This is a genomic window from Saccharopolyspora pogona (assembly GCF_014697215.1).
GTDB lineage: Bacteria > Actinomycetota > Actinomycetes > Mycobacteriales > Pseudonocardiaceae > Saccharopolyspora > Saccharopolyspora hattusasensis.
Genome location: NZ_CP031142.1, coordinates 4,096,214 through 4,113,059 on the forward strand (window position 1 = coordinate 4,096,214; position 16,846 = coordinate 4,113,059).

The window sequence follows — 16,846 nt, forward strand, 5'->3', positions numbered from 1 at the left end:
CTGCCTGAGCCCCAGCCGCAAAAAGGACTTTCTGCCGTGGTCTCGTTAGCAGCACCCATATCTACGCTGAATGCCGTGGCTTTGCCTGCTGGGCCTTCACCACCGCGCTCGGTGTAGTAACGCGATCTCGGGAAGCTGTGGCAGCGCAATCTCAGGCCAGACACGGCAGACATGCTTGCGGTGTGCCCACTACTGACGCGTTGGGGCGTAGGAATGGTTCCTGTGCATCACCGGATCGCCAAGGTCCAGGGTCTACAGGTGTTCTACCGGGAAGCAGGCTTCGCAGATGCTCCCGCCGTGGTGTTGCTGCACGGTTTCCCGACCAGTTCGCACATGTTCCGCCACCTCATACCGGCGTTGGCGGATCGCTATCATGTCATCGCTGCTGACCACATTGGTTTCGGTTACTCATCCATGCCTTCGACCAGCGAGTTCCCGTACACCTTCGAGGCGCTGGCCGATGTCACCGCCGCTCTTTTCGACGACCTTGGTGTCGACCGGTTCGCGATGTATGTGCAGGACTATGGAGCACCCATCGGATGGCGCCTCGCGCTCGGCTCACCCCAACGCATCACCGCGATCATCACGCAGAACGGCAACGCCTACACAGACGGCTTCGTGCGATCCTTCTGGGACGGCCTGTTCGCCTACGCTGCGGCACCTGGACCGGATACGGAGCCACCGGTGCGTGCGGCGCTCACGCTGGAAAGCACCCGCTGGCAGTACGAGAACGGTGTCACCGACCCGACATTGATCAGTCCGGACACGTGGACCCTTGATCAGGCCCTGCTGGACCGCCCCGGCAACGACGAAATCCAGTTGCGGCTCTTTCGTGACTACCCAAGCAACGTCGATCTCTATCCCAGGCTGCAGGAGTATTTCCGGACCTCTCAGGTGCCCGTGCTGGCCGTATGGGGCGCACGCGATGAGATCTTCGGTCCCGACGGTGCCCAAGCCTTCCAGCGCGATTTGCCCCACGCCGAGATCCACCTACTGGACTCGGGTCACTTCGCGTTGGAAAGCCATCTTGAGGTCATCACAGGATACATCCGCGGCTTCCTTGGCCAGGTCTTCGCTGAAGCGCCATCGGCCGCCCCGCAACAACGGCAACCTGCGTCCCTACCGGAGATGCCAACCGCTTGATCAGCCGGCCTAGCCGCAGGCCCGCGTCGAGGGTCACCGATGCACCGATCGGAAGAACACCGGGAGTGTTCGTGCCACCCCGTTGGATCCTTCGTTATCGGCAGGTGGCAGGTCATTCATGGACGACAACCATCTTGCCCATGGCCTCGGACCGTCACCCTGAAGCCCGTACCTGACAGATGCGTTGAGTGGCGCCGGGTGGCCCCTTGAGTGGCGGCGAATGGCCGCCGGAAGCCGCGTCTGGAGTGGCGCCGGCCCCGCCATGGTGACGGGGCCGGCGCATGGGCTCAATGGCCGAGGGCCGGGTCGCTGACCGAGGGGCGGCCGTCCTCGATGTGGCCGGCGAACGTGCGGCTCCAGGCGGTTCCCGGTACGGCGACGGTCACGTCGTACCAGCCGCCGGAGGCGCGGGTGTCCAGCATCGCCCGCCGATCCTGGACCGGGACGGCACCGAGGTAGGCGTCCTCGACCACCACGGTCACGTCCTTGGGGGCGGTCACGGTGATGACGAGCGTCCGGCTGTCGCCGTGGCGGCGGACCGTGACTGCGGCGGAGTCCCTGGTCTTGTCGCCGGCGAACCGGCGGAAGAAGCCGTTGGGTCCGTGCATCTGCACGTCGTACACCCCGGACACCGGCCAGGACGCCGTTAGGTCGTCGCCCGCGCCGATGGTGTAGCTGTGCGGGGCCCCGGCCGGTGCGATGAGCCGGGCCTGGACGTGCACGCCGAGCTCGCCGTTGTTCGCGAGCTCGACCTTGATAGCGCTCTTCGCGGGCAGCTCGTGGACGACGAGGTCGTAGCCGAGCGCGCGGGCCGGACGGGTGCCGGGCTCCTGACTGGGCATCGCGCCGGCGGCCGGTGCCGTCGGGCGGTAGCTCGGGTGCCGCTTGTTGTCGAACGGCTTCCAGGCTTCGGTCGACGGCAGCACCGGCAGCTCTCCCACCGTGCGGGAGAAGTCGAACGCCGAGGTCAGGTCACCGGCCACGGCGCGACGCCACGGGGTGATGTTCGGCTCCATGACGCCGAAGCGCTCCTCCATGAACCGGATGATCGAGGTGTGGTCGAAGGTCTCCGAGCAGACCCAGCCGCCCGTGCTCCACGGCGAGATCACGAACATCGGCACCCGCGGGCCCATGCCGAACGCGCCGGCGACGTACCCTGGATCGCCCGGCTTGCCGGCGTAGAACTCGTTGTCGGTGGGCACCGTGGAGGCGCCAGGGATCAGCTGGTTGTTGGCGTGCGGTGGCACGAGGTGGTCGAAGAACCCGTCGTTCTCGTCGTAGGTGACGAAGAGCGCGGTCCGGCTCCACACCTCGGGGTTCGAGGTGAGCGCGTCCAGGACCTGCGCGAGGTACCAGGCGCCGTAGTTGGTGGGCCAGTTCGAGTGCTCGCTGAAGGCCTCGGGCGCGGCGATGTAGCTGACCTGCGGGAGGTTCCCCGACTGCACGTCCTGGCGGAGGATCTCGAAGTAGCTCTGGCCGTCGCGGGCCCGGGTGCCGCGGCGTGCCTTCTCGTATAGCGTGTCGCCGGGCTGGGCGTTGCGGTAGTTGTTGAAGTAGAGCAGGGAGTTGTCGCCGTAGTTGCCGATGTAGGGGTCGTTGGTCCAGCCCCAGTACTGGTTGCCACCCCCGAGGCCGATGCCCTCGTCCTGGTAGACCTTCCACGAGATGCCGGCCGCTTCAAGCCGCTCCGGGTACGTCGTCCAGTCGTAGCCGAGCTCGTCGTTGTAGAGGACCGGGCCACCGCCCTTGCCGTCGTTGCCGGTCCAGCCGGTCAACATGTAGTAGCGGTTCGGGTCGGTGTTGCCGTTGAACGCGCAGTAGTAGGCGTCGCAGACGGTGAACGCGTCGGCCAGGGCGTAGTGGAACGACGCGTCCTGGCGCTCCAGGTAGGCCATCGTCACCGGGGTTTTCGCCGGGATCCACCGGTCGTAGACGCCGTTGTTGAACGCCTGCTGGCCACCCTTCCAGGTGTGGTCGAGCCCCTGCAGGAACTGCGCGCCCAGGTCCTCGGCGGTGGGGTGGAAGGGCAGGACCTCACGGTCGCCGTTGGTCTGGTGCCACACCGTCTTGCCGCTCGGCAGGGTTGCCGGGTGCGGGTCGCCGAACCCTCGGACGCCGCGCAGCGAGCCGAGGTAGTGCTCGAACGAGCGGTTTTCTTGCATCAGGACGACGACATGCTCGACGTCCTGCAGCGAGCCGGTGGCCCGGTTCGCGGGGATGGAGGCGGCGCGCGCGATGGTCTGGTCGAGCATCGTCAGGGCGGCGGCACCACCGGCGATGGACAGGAACCTGCGGCGGTCGATGTCGACCATGGATGTGCTCCTCGGCTACGGGGACGGGGTTGCCCCGACAGCCTCGTGGCACTGGTTGAACACTCTATTAGAGGCCGGTGACGCGGAAGCGGCGCCCGCCGGACTTTGCTCTGCGCCGTCCCGCCGTACGGCGTCCGTCCCAGCGCGGGACGGACGCCGTACGACTCGACTCAGGCCTGGCGGCCTGGTACTTCGCCCACGCCTTCTGCGCCCGCTCGGCCGAGCCGGGCAATCGATGTTTCCGAGAGGAGCACGACCAGGACGTCACCGGCCGCGCCGAGCGGGCCGGTCAGCCATTCCGGGGCGTCAGCGGTACCAGGTACGCGACGAACATGGACCACGCGGCGGGACCGATTGTGCTTAGCTCCGCGGTGAGCTGGTTGCTCACTGGTGCGACGGCCTCTCGCCCGGCAAGATCCCTGCACCAGCTCGGTGGCTATCACGGCGGCCCGATCAACGTTGTCATGGCCGAGCGCGACGGCGACCGCTTCGCGGATCACCTCGAAGATGTTCAATGGCCTTTACCACCGGCAGCGATGGGAGCAGGCGAAGCCGATCGCCGTCGCCGAGGACCCCGACTCGCTCGCCGAGCGCGTACCGGGCAAGGGCACGCCCACGGTCCCCGTGCAGGGGCACCGCACAGCAGGCCCGCGGGCAGATCCGCGACACCGCGCTCGGCCTCATACAACGCAACAGACCCGGTGACCAGCACGAACGCAAATCATCCACACCGTTATCCACAACCTTGGGGAGTTGAACGTGCTAGGTCCCGACTACTCCGTCGGAGCTCCCAAGGCTGCCGCGGTCAAGGTAGCCAGGTTCGACTTCGTGGTGCGCTACGTCGGCACCCCTGGTCGGCGGAAGAACAACACCGCCACCGAGTTCCACCACATGACTACCGACGGCGCCGATGTGGCGTTGGTGTTCGAGAACCGCACCGGTGACCCGCCCGGCCGATCAACGAATGAAGGCGCTTCGCCAACCCTCGAGCCATTTCGACGGGCGTCGCACCTGCCGAGCCGTCTACTCTCGCTGGTGTGCCGCGGCAATCGGAGTACTACCACGACCCGAACGCCCCCGTGGCCAACTCACTGGCCCCCACCTCGTTCGCTGTCGTACGCGACCTCCGCGGCCGGGTCTTGCTGGTACAGCGCATCGATACGCGCAACTGGGAGCTACCCGGTGGGAAGGTCAACGTCGGGGAGTCCGCGCTGGACGCCGTGGTGCGTGAGGTGGTGGAGGAAGAAGCCGGCGTCGTCATCACGGTGACCGGGCTGGAAGGCATCTACACCGACCCGGGGCATGTCATGGTGTACTCCAGCGGCGAGGTGCGCCAGCAGTTCGCGGTGTGCTTCCACGCCACACCGCTGCGCGGTGAACCACGCCCGGACCACAAAGAAACGATCAACGCCGCGTGGACGGAAACCGACGCCCTAGACGATCTCCCGATCCACCCGAGCATGAAACTCCGCCTGATGCACGCACTGACACAGCCCGCACAGGTACACGTGGCCTGAGCGTCCCGTCGCAGCATGCTCAGCGGCTCATTCGCCCCGGAATCTGCAACCGGATTACGTCGACGCCGTGCTGCCGGCACGCTGTGCGACCGCGACACCCACACCGATCGCCGCCGCCACCGGCCATTCGATCACCGACAACACCGCCAGCGCTCCAACACCACCGTAGAAAGCCATCATCTGGCCGGATGGGAGATAGCCCCGGACGGTCTCGGCCGCGCCAGTAAGATCATCACGAGTAGGGATGTAATGATCCGGGCGGTGGAACTCGGCCGTAACACCGGGGAGGTTCACCGTCGTCCCCCCAGCACCCGCCGGCTTCCGCTGCTTGGTAGCCATGGCTCCTCCTCACAACAGACCCCGCTCCACATGGCCAGCCTCGATGTCGGCATCGCCCGGACCGGACCAATCGAACCGCACGATTTTACCCCTGGATACGACAAACGCGCCGCGCGCCGAGACGTGTGAGGCTCGGGGTCGTCGCTGCACTTGATCCCTTCAAACGTTGTGTTTCACCAACGTTTGAAGTGCGGGGTGCGCCCGGCAACCCCGGTCGGCACCTGCCCCGACAAACCCGAACGCGGTAAAGGACTTCCGCGTCGACGCCGCGCCCCCACGACGCATGACCTGGGACGGGTGGGTGCCCTTGCTGCCGCCCAGGCCCCCGCCGGCGACCATGAGTCGCAGGTCCAGGCTAGGGGTACATATCAGATTGTCAGCGAACAGACATCACGCCAGCGTGCGGGAAGGTCGCTTGCGTCCACGGCCAGTGACGTGAAGCCATCGGCGGCAAAGCTGGCTGGCCAGCACGCAAGTCGCCTGTCTGGCTTCGGCTGGGACGAGATCCACACACGGCGACTTCTGTTGTCCCTACCCCATCCATCGGGGATCACCCTCCCTCGAACGGTGCATAACCCCGCTTTGAAGTCTTCAATGGACCTTCACCGAACGTAGTCTCACGGCTTACTCGTTGTCAGTTCTGGGTTGAGGAGACGTCGTGGCTACGAGACCCCCGAACGCGAAGTCTGAAACGGGACGCACCAGTGCTTCCCGTAGTGATCGCTCGCAGGGCGCGTCGGAGAACGCCGGTGGCCCGCGGACTGCGACGGTGAAGCTGCCGTTTGGCATGGGGGAGTTTCGTCGTCCGGAGGTGCACATCCCGGGTCAGGAGAATGTCGCGGGTGTGGTCAACACTGTGCGGGAGAACCTCCCCGCGCCCTTGCAGCTGGCCTTCTACGGCGGCCTGGGAGCGCTGGCGGCATTGTCGGTGATCGAGTGGCCGGTGGCGGCCGCGATCGGTGTCGGTACGGTGGTCGCGCAGCGGGCCAGTGAGGGAACCTCGGGTTCAGCACCGGCGAGGTCCGGGGCTCGCTCGGACCGCACCAGCGCGTGACCGCGCTTGGTGGGTTGAGAGCTCTGGCGTCGCACCTCGCGGCGCCGGCGGTGGTCGTCGCGCGCGGCGTCTTGGGTGGCGGCGATAGTCGGCGGGCGTGGGCCGCGGACGGTCGCGCGCACATCGAGGTGCGCGGCGTGCACGAGCCGGGAACCGAACCGGCGGCCGAGCAGATCACCGATCGCCTGAAAGAACTTCCCGGTGTGCGGTGGGCCGAGGTCAACGCGGCGCTGGGCCGAGTGATCATCGGGCACGCCCCGGAGGCCGTCGAGCTCGCTGAATTGGTCAGCGCGGTGGAAGAAGCCGAGCAGGCCAGCGGTATGGGCGAGCGTCCTCGCCGCGAGGCTGGCACGGTGCGGCCGGGCGATGTCGCCAGGGTGTTCGGCAACACGGTGGTGATGGGGGCGAACCTGGCGGGCTTGGGTTATGCCGTGGCGGCCCGCTGGCTGCCGGTACCCGCCGTGCCGCCGTCCATTCCGGCGTTGGTCTCCACCGCTGACTCCGTGCAGAAGATCCGGGGTGCCGTCCAGGCTCGGGTGGGCTGGACGGCCACGGATCTGCTGTTCGGTCTCGGGGGCGCCGCAGCGAATGCCTTGGCGCAGCGGCCGACGACCTTGCTGGCAGACGCCACGCATCGGTTCTGCTTGGTGCGGGAGTCCCAGGCGGTGCAGCGAAGCTGGGCGCGGCGGGAAGCGGAGTTCGGGGACCGCCCCGAGTTCCACCGGTGCGAGCCTGTCGACGTGGGCTCCCGCCCGGCACCCCTGCCCAATGGACCGATCGAGCGGGTGGCGAACACCTCGGCGGTGGCCGGGCCCGCAGCCTTCCTGGGAACCCTGGCAGTAACACGGAGTCTGCAGCGGGCACAGGGCTTTCTGGTCGCGGGAGTGCCGCGAGCGGCCGGGCTGGGCCGGGATGCGTTCGCAGCACAGCTCGGGATCGCGGTCTCCGAGCGCCATGCGCTGGTGGTCGATCCACGAATCCTGCGGAGGTTGGACCGGATCGACACGGTCGTGATCGACGCGGGCGCCCTACGCACCGGAACTCAGCGGGTGCGCGACGTGACTCCGCTCAACGGCGAAGTCGACATCGCGGGATTGTGGGAGCGGGCACACGCCTTGGTCGGGGTGATGGCGCAATCAGGTGCGGAACACGACGGCTGGGCGCTATCGAAGGCGCGAGGCGGGGATCTGCCACACTCGGGTTTGGAAGACAGGATTCGGCAGGGCACCGACCGGGGCATACGAACCTGCACCCTCGACCGGAACGGGCACACGGTCGCGATCGTCGAGATCGAGGAGGAACTGGCGTCCCTGACCGACGAGCTTCTCACCGCGGCCCGTGAGGTGGGCTCGGTTGTGCTCGCTGGAGCAGACCCACGGCTTGCGGGGCAATTCGATGTCGATCGCATCGCGCCTGCCGGCACGGGCCTCGCGACGCTCGTGCGGGAGTTGCAGGCCGATGGCCACGGCGTCGCCGTGGTCTCGAGGCGTAGTCGTGCGGGCCTGGCCGCCGCCGATCTCGGAATCGGCGTCGCCGGCCACGGGCCGCCCCCGTGGGGCGCGCATCTGATCACTGGTCCCGGATTGGGCGAGGCGTGCGCCCTGCTGCGGTTGATCCCCACCGCGCGCACCGTCAGCCGACGCAGTGCCCAGCTCGCCGTCATCGGCTCGGCCAGCGGCGCCGTGCTGGCCGCGCTCGGGCCTGCCGCGGGAAGCCAGGCCCGCGCGGCGGTGCCCGTGTCCACCTGTGCGCTCCTGGCCCTCGGCGCCGGTGCGTATTGGGGCATGCAAGCGGGGCGACGCCCGGTACCGTCCGACACCGCCCGCACGCCCTGGCACGCCATGTCTCCGTCCACGGTGCTGGAACTGCTCGGCAGCTCACCGAACGGCCTGACCGACGACGATGCGCAGCAGCGCGCACTCGAACGCCAGGACCACTCACAGCCGGGCCGGACCAGCCTGATGCTCGCGAGCCTGGACGAGTTGGCGAGCCCGCTGACACCCGCGTTGGCCGGTGGGGCGGGGATCTCCGCCAGCATCGGAGCGACCGCCGACGCGATCATCATCAGTGGCGTGCTGGGGTTGAACGCGCTGATCGGCGGCGTGCAACGGGTCAGCGCCGACCGCGCCTTGCGCAAACTCCTGGATGCCACCGCTATCCCGGTCGCATTGCGCCGCAAGGACAAACGCACCCGCGTGCCCGCCGACGAACTCGTACCCGGCGACGTCATCGACCTGGTGGCAGGCGACGCCGTCCCCGCGGATTGCCGCCTGCTGGAAGCCGACGGGGTCGAGGTCGACGAGTCCAGCCTGACCGGCGAATCCCAGCTCGTGGCCAAGACCACCGCCACCACACCCGCGGCCGCGGTGGCCGACCGGCACTGCATGCTCTACCAGGGCACCGCGATCGCAGCCGGACGCGCCGTCGCAGTCGTCGTCGCCACCGCAGAAGCCACCGAAGCCGGCAGCGCAGCAGGCACCGACGACGCCCCGGACCGTCCCGGCGGGGTGGCGGCGCGCTTGCGGACCCTGACCAAGGTCACCGTACCGATCTCGATCGGCGCCGGAGGCCTGCTGCTGGTCGCGGACCTGATCCGGCGTCAGCCCATCGGCGCGGCCCTGGGCCGAGCGGTGAGCCTGGCCGTCGCAGCAGTACCGGAGGGCCTGCCCTTCGTCGCCACCGTCGCCGAGCTGGCCGCAGCCCGGCGACTGTCGAAACGCGGTGCCCTCGTGCACAATTCCTCGACGATCGAGGCACTGGGCCGAGCGGACGTGCTGTGCTTCGACAAAACCGGCACCCTCACCGAAGGACGCATCGCCCTGCGCGGGGTATCCGATGGATCCACCACCCGCGACATCGCAAATCTATCCACAGTGGACAGAAAGATCCTCGCCGCCGCACTGCGCGCCAGCCCGGCAGCACAAGACGGTGAAATCCTGCCGCACCCCACCGACCGCGCAGTCGTCAACGGGGCCCGCGACCTCTGCGTACAGCCCAGCGAAGGCACCGCAGGCTGGCAGCTCGTCGAAGAACTCCCCTTCGAACCCTCGAGGGGCTACCACATGGTGCTCGGACGAGTCGGCAGCGACCACCTGCTGAGCATCAAAGGCGCCCCGGAGGTCGTGCTCGCCCAGTGCACCCACTGGCGCCGCGACGACGTGGACCTAGCCTTCGACGACGACGCACGCCTTGGTGTGGAGAAGGAATTCGACCGGTTGGCCCGCCAGGGATACCGCGTGCTGGCCGTCGCCGAACGGCCCGCCACCGGCCGCCGCGACCTCGACGACTCCCGCCTGCGCAACCTCCGCCTAACGGGCCTGATCGCCCTGGCCGACCCGGTCCGCCCCACCGCAGCCGCCGCAGTGGACCAACTGCAGCAAGCAGGCGTACAGATCATCATGATCACCGGCGACCACCCCAGCACCGCCGAAGCCATCGCCGCCGAACTCGGCATCCTCAACGACCACCAGGTCATGACCGGCACCGAACTCGACGCCCTCGACGACGACGAACTGGCCGCCAAGGCCGCCGACATCGCGGTATTCGCCCGCACCACCCCGGCACACAAGGCACGTGTCGTCCAAGCACTGCAGCGCACCGACCGCGTCGTCGCCGTCACCGGCGACGGCGCAAACGACGCACCCGCGATCAGAATCGCCGACATCGGCATCGCGCTCGGCGAACGCGCCACACCCGCCGCCCGGGAAGCCGCCGACGTCGTGGTCACCGACGACCGCATCGAAACGATCGTGGACGCCATCGTCGAAGGACGCGCCATGTGGGCCTCGGTGCGCGACTCCCTGGCCCTGCTGCTGGGCGGCAACCTCGGCGAAATCCTCTACATCGTCGCCACCGGCCTGCTCACCCCCGGCGGCTCGATGAACGCCCGCCAAATGCTGCTGGTCAACCTCCTCACCGACGTCATCCCGGCCATGGCGATCGCAGTACGCCCCCCACCGGAAATCACGCCCGAGATGCTCCTGGAGGAAGGGCCCGACGCCTCCCTCGGCGCCGCACTGCACCGCGACATCTACCGGCGCGGCATCATCACCGCCGCATCCGCGTTCACCGCCTGGGTCCTCGGCCGCGCCACCGGAACCCGCCGACACGCCGACACCGTCGCGCTCGTCGCACTCGTCGGCGCCCAACTCGGCCAGACCCTGGTCATCCGCGGACGCACCCCACTGGTCGTGGCCGGTGCGCTCGCGTCCATGGCGGCACTGGCCGCCATCGTGCAAACCCCCGGCCTCAGCCACTTCTTCGGCTCCACACCCCTACTGCCCCACGGCTGGGCCATCGCCCTGGGCTGCACCATCGCCGCCAGCGCCGCCGGCCTCATCCTCCAGCCGCGGACACGCCGCCAGCAGGCCATGCGGTCAGAATCCGACAACATCGTCGAGACCGTGGCCGATCACCACCACGCCGACCCGGAAACCACAACCCACGATCACGATGGCTGCGAAGATCGAGCGCTTTGCCTCACACGTGGGCGAACGCCGGTCCGGGCCGACCACACCCAACCGGACCAACACGACCACCCCGACAACCGCGTCGAAGAAGATGCGCAGGACCACGCAGAGCCCGCTCCCACAACCCCCCCTTTCACGGCACCTGCCGACCCACTCACCCCCACACCACCGGACGAAACGCAGCCCGTCAGATGAACTACACCCGCTCAAAACCGCGGATGACGGTGACCCTTCCCCGAGACAGACGGATGAACCTTCACCCGGCCGAATCCCCGAGGGCGGTGGGGCAGCGTTTCCGGGCGCGGCGTGGACCAGCCCAGCCAGTTGCTGGCGAGTCAACCGACACAACGATCCATGATCGACACAATCAAGGCACGACTGAAAATGCTGCGAATCACCACACCACGCCAACTCACCGCCAAGGGAATCGACGTCGACCCCGGGTTGCACTACATCCGACTCGCCGCTGAAGTCACTGCCGACGAAATCCCCGGATACACACTCCTTACCAGACAAAAGCCGAGCTAACATACCAGTCGTTTCTGAAAACACACGACGCAGCACACCGATCAAAGGCTGTCCGGCCCGGGCACCGCCGTCACCGGGGTGAACGGCACTACTGCCCGGCACCCGGATGAACGCGCCGCGGTGCCGATTACCACGGCGCGCAGTGGCATGAGGATGCCGAGCCCGGCGAGTACCTGTCCGGCGCGCTGTCCGACGGGCACCCCGGCCGCCACCAGGGCCTCCTGGACAGGCGCGCAGAAACCAACGATTTGCTGCATTCGTGCTGGTCGCGGGGCTTAGAGCTCGCCGAGCTCGTCTCGGTCGTGTTCTTCGGCGGCCAGGATCGCTTCGTAGGACGGGGCTGCTCGTGCTGCTCGTGGTCGGGAGGGAAGAACGCCGTGTCGCCGGTGCCCCCGGCACGCCGCCGTGCAGCTGCCAGTCCCAGGCGTCGGCATACGGGGGCGGGAACCAGCCTGACATCCCGCGGGCCCGGGTGCCGGTCATGCCGACTCTCCCGGGCCGCGATGGCGACCGTGACACAGGGCGCACAGCAGCGTACGACCCAGTGTCTCGCCGGTGGTGCCGACCAGCTCGGCGACCTTTGCCGTGGTATGGCCACAGCGCTCACACGCCCAGCCTGGGGCGGGTTTCGGGGTGCTGGCGTGAACCTTGATCCGCGTCGAACTCACCGCAAGTCCCTCCGCAAAAGACGCCACGCCACACCAGGTGTCGCCCCGACAAGGCGGTCGGTCCGGGAGCAGTAGGCGGCGACCTGGTCCCATGCACACACGTTCAAATGAGCCCCGAACGAATCGCGAACGAGACGGCGTGTGCGCGATTTCGGAGTCCTTGGCGCTTCATGACCTGGTAGATGATGTTCTTGATGGTGCGTTCGGAATAGGCCAACTTCTGCGCGATCTCTTTGAGATCGAAGCCCTCGGAGATCAGGCGCAGGACGTCGACCTCGCGGCTGGCAAGCCCGTGCGTGGTCAAGTTGCGGGGAGCGAGCACTTTGTTTTGGACGCGCAGGAAATCGTCGATCAGCATGCCTTGCAATGATGGCGAGAGGACTACTTCGCTGTTGCCGACTTCATGGATGGTGTGCAGGAAGGAGCTGGCAGAGAAGCTGGGACGCCAGAGTATGGCGCGGACGCCGTGCTGCACGGCAGTGGAGATGTATGGTCGCCAGTCGCCTTCCACGATGAGCAGGAAGCGTTTAGCGGTTCCGTAAGACAAACTGCGCAGTGCATCCATTGTGCTTGCACTAGTGGTTTCCTGGGCTAGAACGACCACGTCGGCGTCGGCCGTTCCGGTCTGCGAGAGTCGCCGATCCTGGTTTATACAGCTGGCCAGGCCGGAATGGGTGAGGTTGTCCGGAACATGGAGGGCCACACGGATTTTCGCCGCAGCCGAACCGCTTACGCCTGATTCCCTTGTTTTGCAGTATGAGTCTACGGTTTGCTGAAGTTCGGTGCACTTTCCGGCGGCGAACCCAAAGCGATACCCTTGCCGCGTGGGCGCAGCCGACAGGGACGCTGTGCTCATCGGCGACCCGATCGAGCCGCTGGCAGACGTGTGCATCAGGTCGTCCTCCGCCAAGCGTCCCATTGGCTAACCTCCGACAACTCTCAATCCCGCGACCAGGGCTAAAACGAGGGACCGCCGTCCTGGCCGCGTTGCCTGGCATCGGCACTTCCCATAAGCGCTCAGGGTCACGGGTTTCTGCTGTGCTTCAGTAGTGCGAACGGGTGACAGCGACCGCTTGGCTGAAGTTTTTATGAAGGACGATGATGGAGTCAAGTAGCTGGGGCAATGGTTACCTGGGAGTTTGCGCCGTGGTAATCAGCGCAGCGGCGCGGTCCGGCCGAAGTGACAATGAATCGAACACTTCGCAATCCGCACCCGTCGTGGTGGCGTGGCCAACCAGAACCTCCCCAGAACCCGAAGATCACCAGTTCAGGAGCCTAGTACGGCAGCAGCCATTCGCTAGCTGACCTGGGTGATGTCGATGTTGCGGGCGAGTCTGGTGCGTTTGTGGAACCAGCGTGATCGTGCTTGGTGTTTGCGACGCCAGTTCACCCAGTGGGTTTTGTGTTCGGGTGGCTGGGGTGTGGTGTTGGCGATCAGGTGCTTGATCTCGGGGATGGTGAGCGGGATCAGGCCGGGGTCGGTGGGTGGGGGCTGGTCCGGGTGTGCTGGTTCGGGGGCTTGGCTGTCGGTGCGGTCGCGCAGCAATGCGGCGGTGACGGCGCAGACAGCGAGGGCGGCGCAGACGAGCACGGTGTGCCGGGCGATCGCGGTGTAGAGCCTGGCCTGGGACTGGTCCAGGCCGAAGTAGTCCTTGCCGAACTCGAATCCTTCCTCGACGGGCCAGCGGAGTCCGGCGGCGCGGATCAGCCTCGCTTTGGTGAGCAGTTGTCCTTCGGGCACGAAGCAGTAGTGGAAGGCCAGTTCGCCGGTGCGCAGATGCTTGCGGATGAGCAGGTAGTGCCGGGGCGAGGCGGTGCTGATCCAGGCCCACGCGTACCACCGGTCGCCTTTGGAGCCCTTGCCGGCCGAGCGGATTTCCCACCGCCGCTTGTGTTTCAGTCCCTGCAGAAAGGTCTTGGTGGCTTGGGCGCAGGAGAGCACGAGGCCGCTGGGCAGGGTGATCCAGAAGTTCTTCTGGACCCGCAGCACATAGGCTTGCTGGCCGGCCTCGAAGTGCTCCCGCAACTCGGTGCAGTTGCCGTAAACCTCGTCGCCGCAGTAGAAATCGGGCCGTATCCCGTCCGAGGCCGCCGTGGTGCAGATGTCGATGGCCAGCTGTCCTTTGGTGCGGAAGGTCAGGCCTGCCGGTAGCCCCATGTGCCGCGACCGCACCGGGTCTGTGATGTGCTCGCCGGGAATCCACTGCCGGAACCCGATCAACGCGTGCCCGGTGCCTTCGCGCACATAGGACAGGTGCACCGTGTTGATCCCGTTCTCCACCCGGCCCGCGCAGCCCATATGCTGGCGTTTGACGCCCGCGGTGGACTCGCCTTTCTTCTGCTGCCCGGTCTCATCCAGTGCCCCGATCACGAGCTTCCCGCGCCGCCGCCCGCCCTTGCGGGCTGCCTCCTCCAGCCCGGACACCGCGAACCGCCGGATCTCGGTCATTGCCGCACCCTCATCCCAGCACGCCCGGTTCAGCAGCCGCTGCGTCCGGTCCGGGGTCCGGTCCCCGACATGCTGAGCAACCGTCCACCCGTTCCGCTTCGGCATCTCGCTCATCACCGCCCGCACATACTTACGGGCCTGCACGAACGGCTCAATCCGCCGGAAACACCAGCGCAGCCCCTCCAGCAACTCACCCAGCTTCCGCTCAGCCAGCCGAGCACCTATCCTGGGCGCCGCAGCCGCCTGCGATCCTGTTGTCTTCACAAACACATGATCAACAGGCGGCTGCTCCCCATCGCCACAGGCCCCCCAGTCACATGTCCCCGCAGGTCATAACCCAAATGGCTGCTGCCGTACTAGCGAGGCATATCCGCCCGATTCTCGGCGAGCACCAGACGGCGCACACGTGGCGAAACGAACGTGGTGAGCGGTCTCCACCATGCCGCTGCGGGTGAATGGTGGAGACCGACGACGAGTACGAGGACGAACGGCCGATGCCGCGACCGGCGCGCTGTCCAGCTCGCTGCGGATCCGTCCACCTGGTCCGGTAGGAGGGTTCTACGCCGGACCTGGCGTCCAGCCCGACCTAGTCCCACCAGAACCGGGCGAGGTCAGTGCTCGTCGTAGTGGTCGCTGTGGACGGCGTGGCGATGTCCGTCATGGATGTAGTCGACGTGGTCGCCGTGGGGTACGGCGACGTGGCCGCAGCCTTCACCGTGAGCATGCTCGTGCCCTTCGTGCACGAGGTGCTCACCCTGCTCGCACTCGTCATAGTGGTCGTCGTGCACCCGGTGCAGGTGCCCATCGTGCACGTAATCGACGTGGTCGCTGTGGGGAACGGCGACGTGGCCGCAGCCTTCACCGTGAGCGTGTTCGTGCGTGGGGTGCTCTTGATGCGCCATCGTCATCATCGACCTTTCGCTCGTTCCGGTCATTTCATAGACCCGAAAAGCCTAGTATCGAATGCAGCAATGCGCATAGAAAAATGCGACCAGTCCGGCGCCGTAGCTACGCGCCAGAACAAAGCGCGATCAGCGGCGAGGCGCTGCAGGTCCACACCGATGAGACGCCTAGAGCTGACGACGGAGGCCGGAGCACATCAGTACGAGTACGCCGGATGAGGTCCGCACAGGACGGCTACGGAAGGCCCAACCGGCCGCGGCACGGGTGCCAGGTTTCGACCAGAGCCGGGCATTCCACTGCGCACGGCGCAGAACCCACTGAGCCGCTGCTGCCCGAAGAACTCACGCAGGCAGGTCTCCGCCCGCACCGCCTGGCGACGGCAGAACTCGACATGTTCGCCATCACCCGGACGCAGGCCTGACCGCCGGGGGCAGGACGGCCGCCCCGCCCCCGGCCCCGTTCACGCCAGCCCCTCCGCGCGACGGAGTGCATCGATCTGGGCACCCATCCACTGCAGATAACCCTGGCCCGCAGGAAGGGTCTCGGTCATCGAGACCACCGGGATGCCTAGTTGCTCGGCGTGAACGCGCAGTTGCGCGGTCACCGGATCTTCCGTCTGCGGGTTGAACACCAGTGCGGAAGCCCGCCGCGCATCGAGCGCGTCCTGGATCTCCGCGACAGCGGCGGCGGGCGGATCATTGCCGGCTTCTACCGCATCGACGAAGCTGTCCGGCGTGACGTCGCTGAGCCCGGACTCCTCGATCAGGTAGAACGCGACGGGCTCGGTCGCCACTACCTCGGCACCCGATCGCGCCGCAGCGATCTGCCGCGCCTGGTCCGCAAGCCGTCGGACGCCCGCGCGGAACCGCTGCGCATTGGCGACGAATTCCTGCGCCCGCACGGGCTGCAGCTCGCCAAGGTCGGCTGCGATCCGGTCGGCGACTGCGTCGACGGCGTGAAAGTCGTACCAGAAGTGCTCGTTGACCGAGTGGTCGTGGGAGTGGCCGTGCCCCTCGACCGCCTGGGGCTGCGGCCCGTGCTGCTGCGATTCGTCGGCGAGCGCGGAAGCTTCGACCGTCGGCTTGGCGCGCGGCGCAGCAGCCAGGATCTTCTCGACGAACTCGTCGTAGCCGCCGCCGTTGAACACCAGCAGATCTGCTTCGGCGATCTTGGCCGCGTCCTCCGGGACGCTTTCGTAGGTGTGCGGGTTGACGACCGGGTTGCTGATCAACGGGCGCACATCGACGGCGTCGCCGCCGATCTCCTGCACCACGCTCCCCCAAACGTTTGTTGAGGTCACGACGTCAATCCTGTTCTCACGAGGTTCCGATCGGACCGGACTGCATCCGGCCAACACCAGAACCGCCGCGCCGAGCCCTGCGGTGGTCACAGCCACCCCGGACCAGCGGCCTGCACTGCACGTCATCAAGTTCCTCCTCTGGACGCCACGAACACCCAAGAGCA

Annotated in this window: 13 protein-coding genes; 5 read left to right on the forward strand and 8 right to left on the reverse strand. The window is 67.1% G+C overall.

Annotated features, from left to right (window positions below; translation table 11 throughout):
- The first annotated feature begins 213 nt into the window (after nt 1-213).
- Complete coding sequence (locus DL519_RS18545) at nt 214-1,143, forward strand: alpha/beta fold hydrolase (RefSeq protein ID WP_223839221.1); 930 nt, start codon at nt 214-216, stop codon at nt 1,141-1,143.
- A gap of 287 nt (nt 1,144-1,430) precedes the next feature.
- Here the strand turns inward: DL519_RS18545 and DL519_RS18550 are convergent, their stop codons facing one another.
- Both DL519_RS18550 and DL519_RS18555 read right to left on the reverse strand, forming a co-directional pair.
- On the reverse strand, nt 1,431-3,455 hold the full coding sequence (locus DL519_RS18550; protein WP_190816612.1) for a phosphocholine-specific phospholipase C: 2,025 nt from the start codon (nt 3,453-3,455) through the stop codon (nt 1,431-1,433).
- A gap of 170 nt (nt 3,456-3,625) precedes the next feature.
- Nucleotides 3,626-3,970 (reverse strand): hypothetical protein, encoded by a 345-nt coding sequence (locus DL519_RS18555; protein WP_190816614.1) that lies wholly within the window; start codon nt 3,968-3,970, stop codon nt 3,626-3,628.
- A 564-nt stretch (nt 3,971-4,534) separates the two neighbouring features.
- On the opposite strand from DL519_RS18555, the gene DL519_RS18560 reads away from it, so the two are divergent.
- A complete protein-coding gene (locus tag DL519_RS18560) occupies nt 4,535-4,972 on the forward strand; it encodes an NUDIX hydrolase (RefSeq protein WP_223839223.1) in 438 nt (145 codons plus the stop codon).
- Between the two features lie 54 nt (nt 4,973-5,026).
- Here the strand turns inward: DL519_RS18560 and DL519_RS18565 are convergent, their stop codons facing one another.
- Nucleotides 5,027-5,311: a hypothetical protein gene (locus tag DL519_RS18565; RefSeq protein ID WP_190816618.1), complete on the reverse strand. Its 285-nt coding sequence runs from the start codon at nt 5,309-5,311 to the stop codon at nt 5,027-5,029.
- Nucleotides 5,312-5,969: 658 nt separating this feature from the next.
- Between DL519_RS18565 and DL519_RS18570 the strand changes: the two genes are divergently transcribed.
- On the forward strand, nt 5,970-6,365 hold the full coding sequence (locus DL519_RS18570) for a hypothetical protein (RefSeq protein ID WP_223839225.1): 396 nt from the start codon (nt 5,970-5,972) through the stop codon (nt 6,363-6,365).
- Complete coding sequence (locus tag DL519_RS18575; RefSeq protein ID WP_190816620.1) at nt 6,362-11,029, forward strand: cation-translocating P-type ATPase; 4,668 nt, start codon at nt 6,362-6,364, stop codon at nt 11,027-11,029. Before DL519_RS18570 ends, DL519_RS18575 begins: the two co-directional genes overlap by 4 nt.
- A gap of 374 nt (nt 11,030-11,403) precedes the next feature.
- On the opposite strand, the gene DL519_RS18580 is transcribed toward DL519_RS18575, so the two are convergent.
- The 4 genes from DL519_RS18580 to DL519_RS18595 all read right to left on the reverse strand — a co-directional run bounded on the left by DL519_RS18580 (nt 11,404) and on the right by DL519_RS18595 (nt 15,387).
- On the reverse strand, nt 11,404-11,619 hold the full coding sequence (locus tag DL519_RS18580) for a hypothetical protein (protein WP_190816622.1): 216 nt from the start codon (nt 11,617-11,619) through the stop codon (nt 11,404-11,406).
- Nucleotides 11,620-12,133: 514 nt separating this feature from the next.
- Nucleotides 12,134-12,949 carry a response regulator transcription factor gene (locus tag DL519_RS18585; protein WP_223839227.1) on the reverse strand — a complete coding sequence of 272 codons (816 nt, stop codon included), beginning with the start codon at nt 12,947-12,949 and terminating at the stop codon, nt 12,134-12,136.
- A gap of 378 nt (nt 12,950-13,327) precedes the next feature.
- Entirely contained in the window at nt 13,328-14,677 is a 1,350-nt protein-coding gene (locus DL519_RS18590; RefSeq protein ID WP_449619145.1) for an IS701 family transposase, read from the reverse strand.
- A 413-nt stretch (nt 14,678-15,090) separates the two neighbouring features.
- Nucleotides 15,091-15,387 carry a hypothetical protein gene (locus DL519_RS18595; protein WP_190824061.1) on the reverse strand — a complete coding sequence of 99 codons (297 nt, stop codon included), beginning with the start codon at nt 15,385-15,387 and terminating at the stop codon, nt 15,091-15,093.
- A 209-nt stretch (nt 15,388-15,596) separates the two neighbouring features.
- Here DL519_RS18595 and DL519_RS18600 point away from each other — a divergent pair, with 209 nt between their 5' ends.
- Nucleotides 15,597-15,803, forward strand: a complete 207-nt coding sequence (locus DL519_RS18600) for a hypothetical protein (protein ID WP_190816624.1) — start codon at nt 15,597-15,599, stop codon at nt 15,801-15,803.
- A 39-nt stretch (nt 15,804-15,842) separates the two neighbouring features.
- On the opposite strand, the gene DL519_RS18605 is transcribed toward DL519_RS18600, so the two are convergent.
- Nucleotides 15,843-16,682, reverse strand: coding sequence for a metal ABC transporter solute-binding protein, Zn/Mn family (locus DL519_RS18605; RefSeq protein WP_190816626.1), 840 nt, complete (start codon nt 16,680-16,682; stop codon nt 15,843-15,845).
- Nucleotides 16,683-16,846 lie beyond the last annotated feature (164 nt).

What these genes read in the sequence shown, in the direction of transcription:
- DL519_RS18545 (WP_223839221.1), top strand. Translation starts at nt 214, where the DNA reads ATGGTTCCTGTGCATCACCGGATCGCCAAGGTCCAGGGTCTACAGGTG.
- DL519_RS18550 (WP_190816612.1), bottom strand. Translation starts at nt 3,455, where the DNA reads ATGGTCGACATCGACCGCCGCAGGTTCCTGTCCATCGCCGGTGGTGCC.
- DL519_RS18565 (WP_190816618.1), bottom strand. Translation starts at nt 5,311, where the DNA reads ATGGCTACCAAGCAGCGGAAGCCGGCGGGTGCTGGGGGGACGACGGTG.
- DL519_RS18580 (WP_190816622.1), bottom strand. Translation starts at nt 11,619, where the DNA reads ATGCAGCAAATCGTTGGTTTCTGCGCGCCTGTCCAGGAGGCCCTGGTG.
- DL519_RS18585 (WP_223839227.1), bottom strand. Translation starts at nt 12,949, where the DNA reads ATGGGACGCTTGGCGGAGGACGACCTGATGCACACGTCTGCCAGCGGC.
- DL519_RS18595 (WP_190824061.1), bottom strand. Translation starts at nt 15,387, where the DNA reads ATGACGATGGCGCATCAAGAGCACCCCACGCACGAACACGCTCACGGT.
- DL519_RS18600 (WP_190816624.1), top strand. Translation starts at nt 15,597, where the DNA reads ATGAGGTCCGCACAGGACGGCTACGGAAGGCCCAACCGGCCGCGGCAC.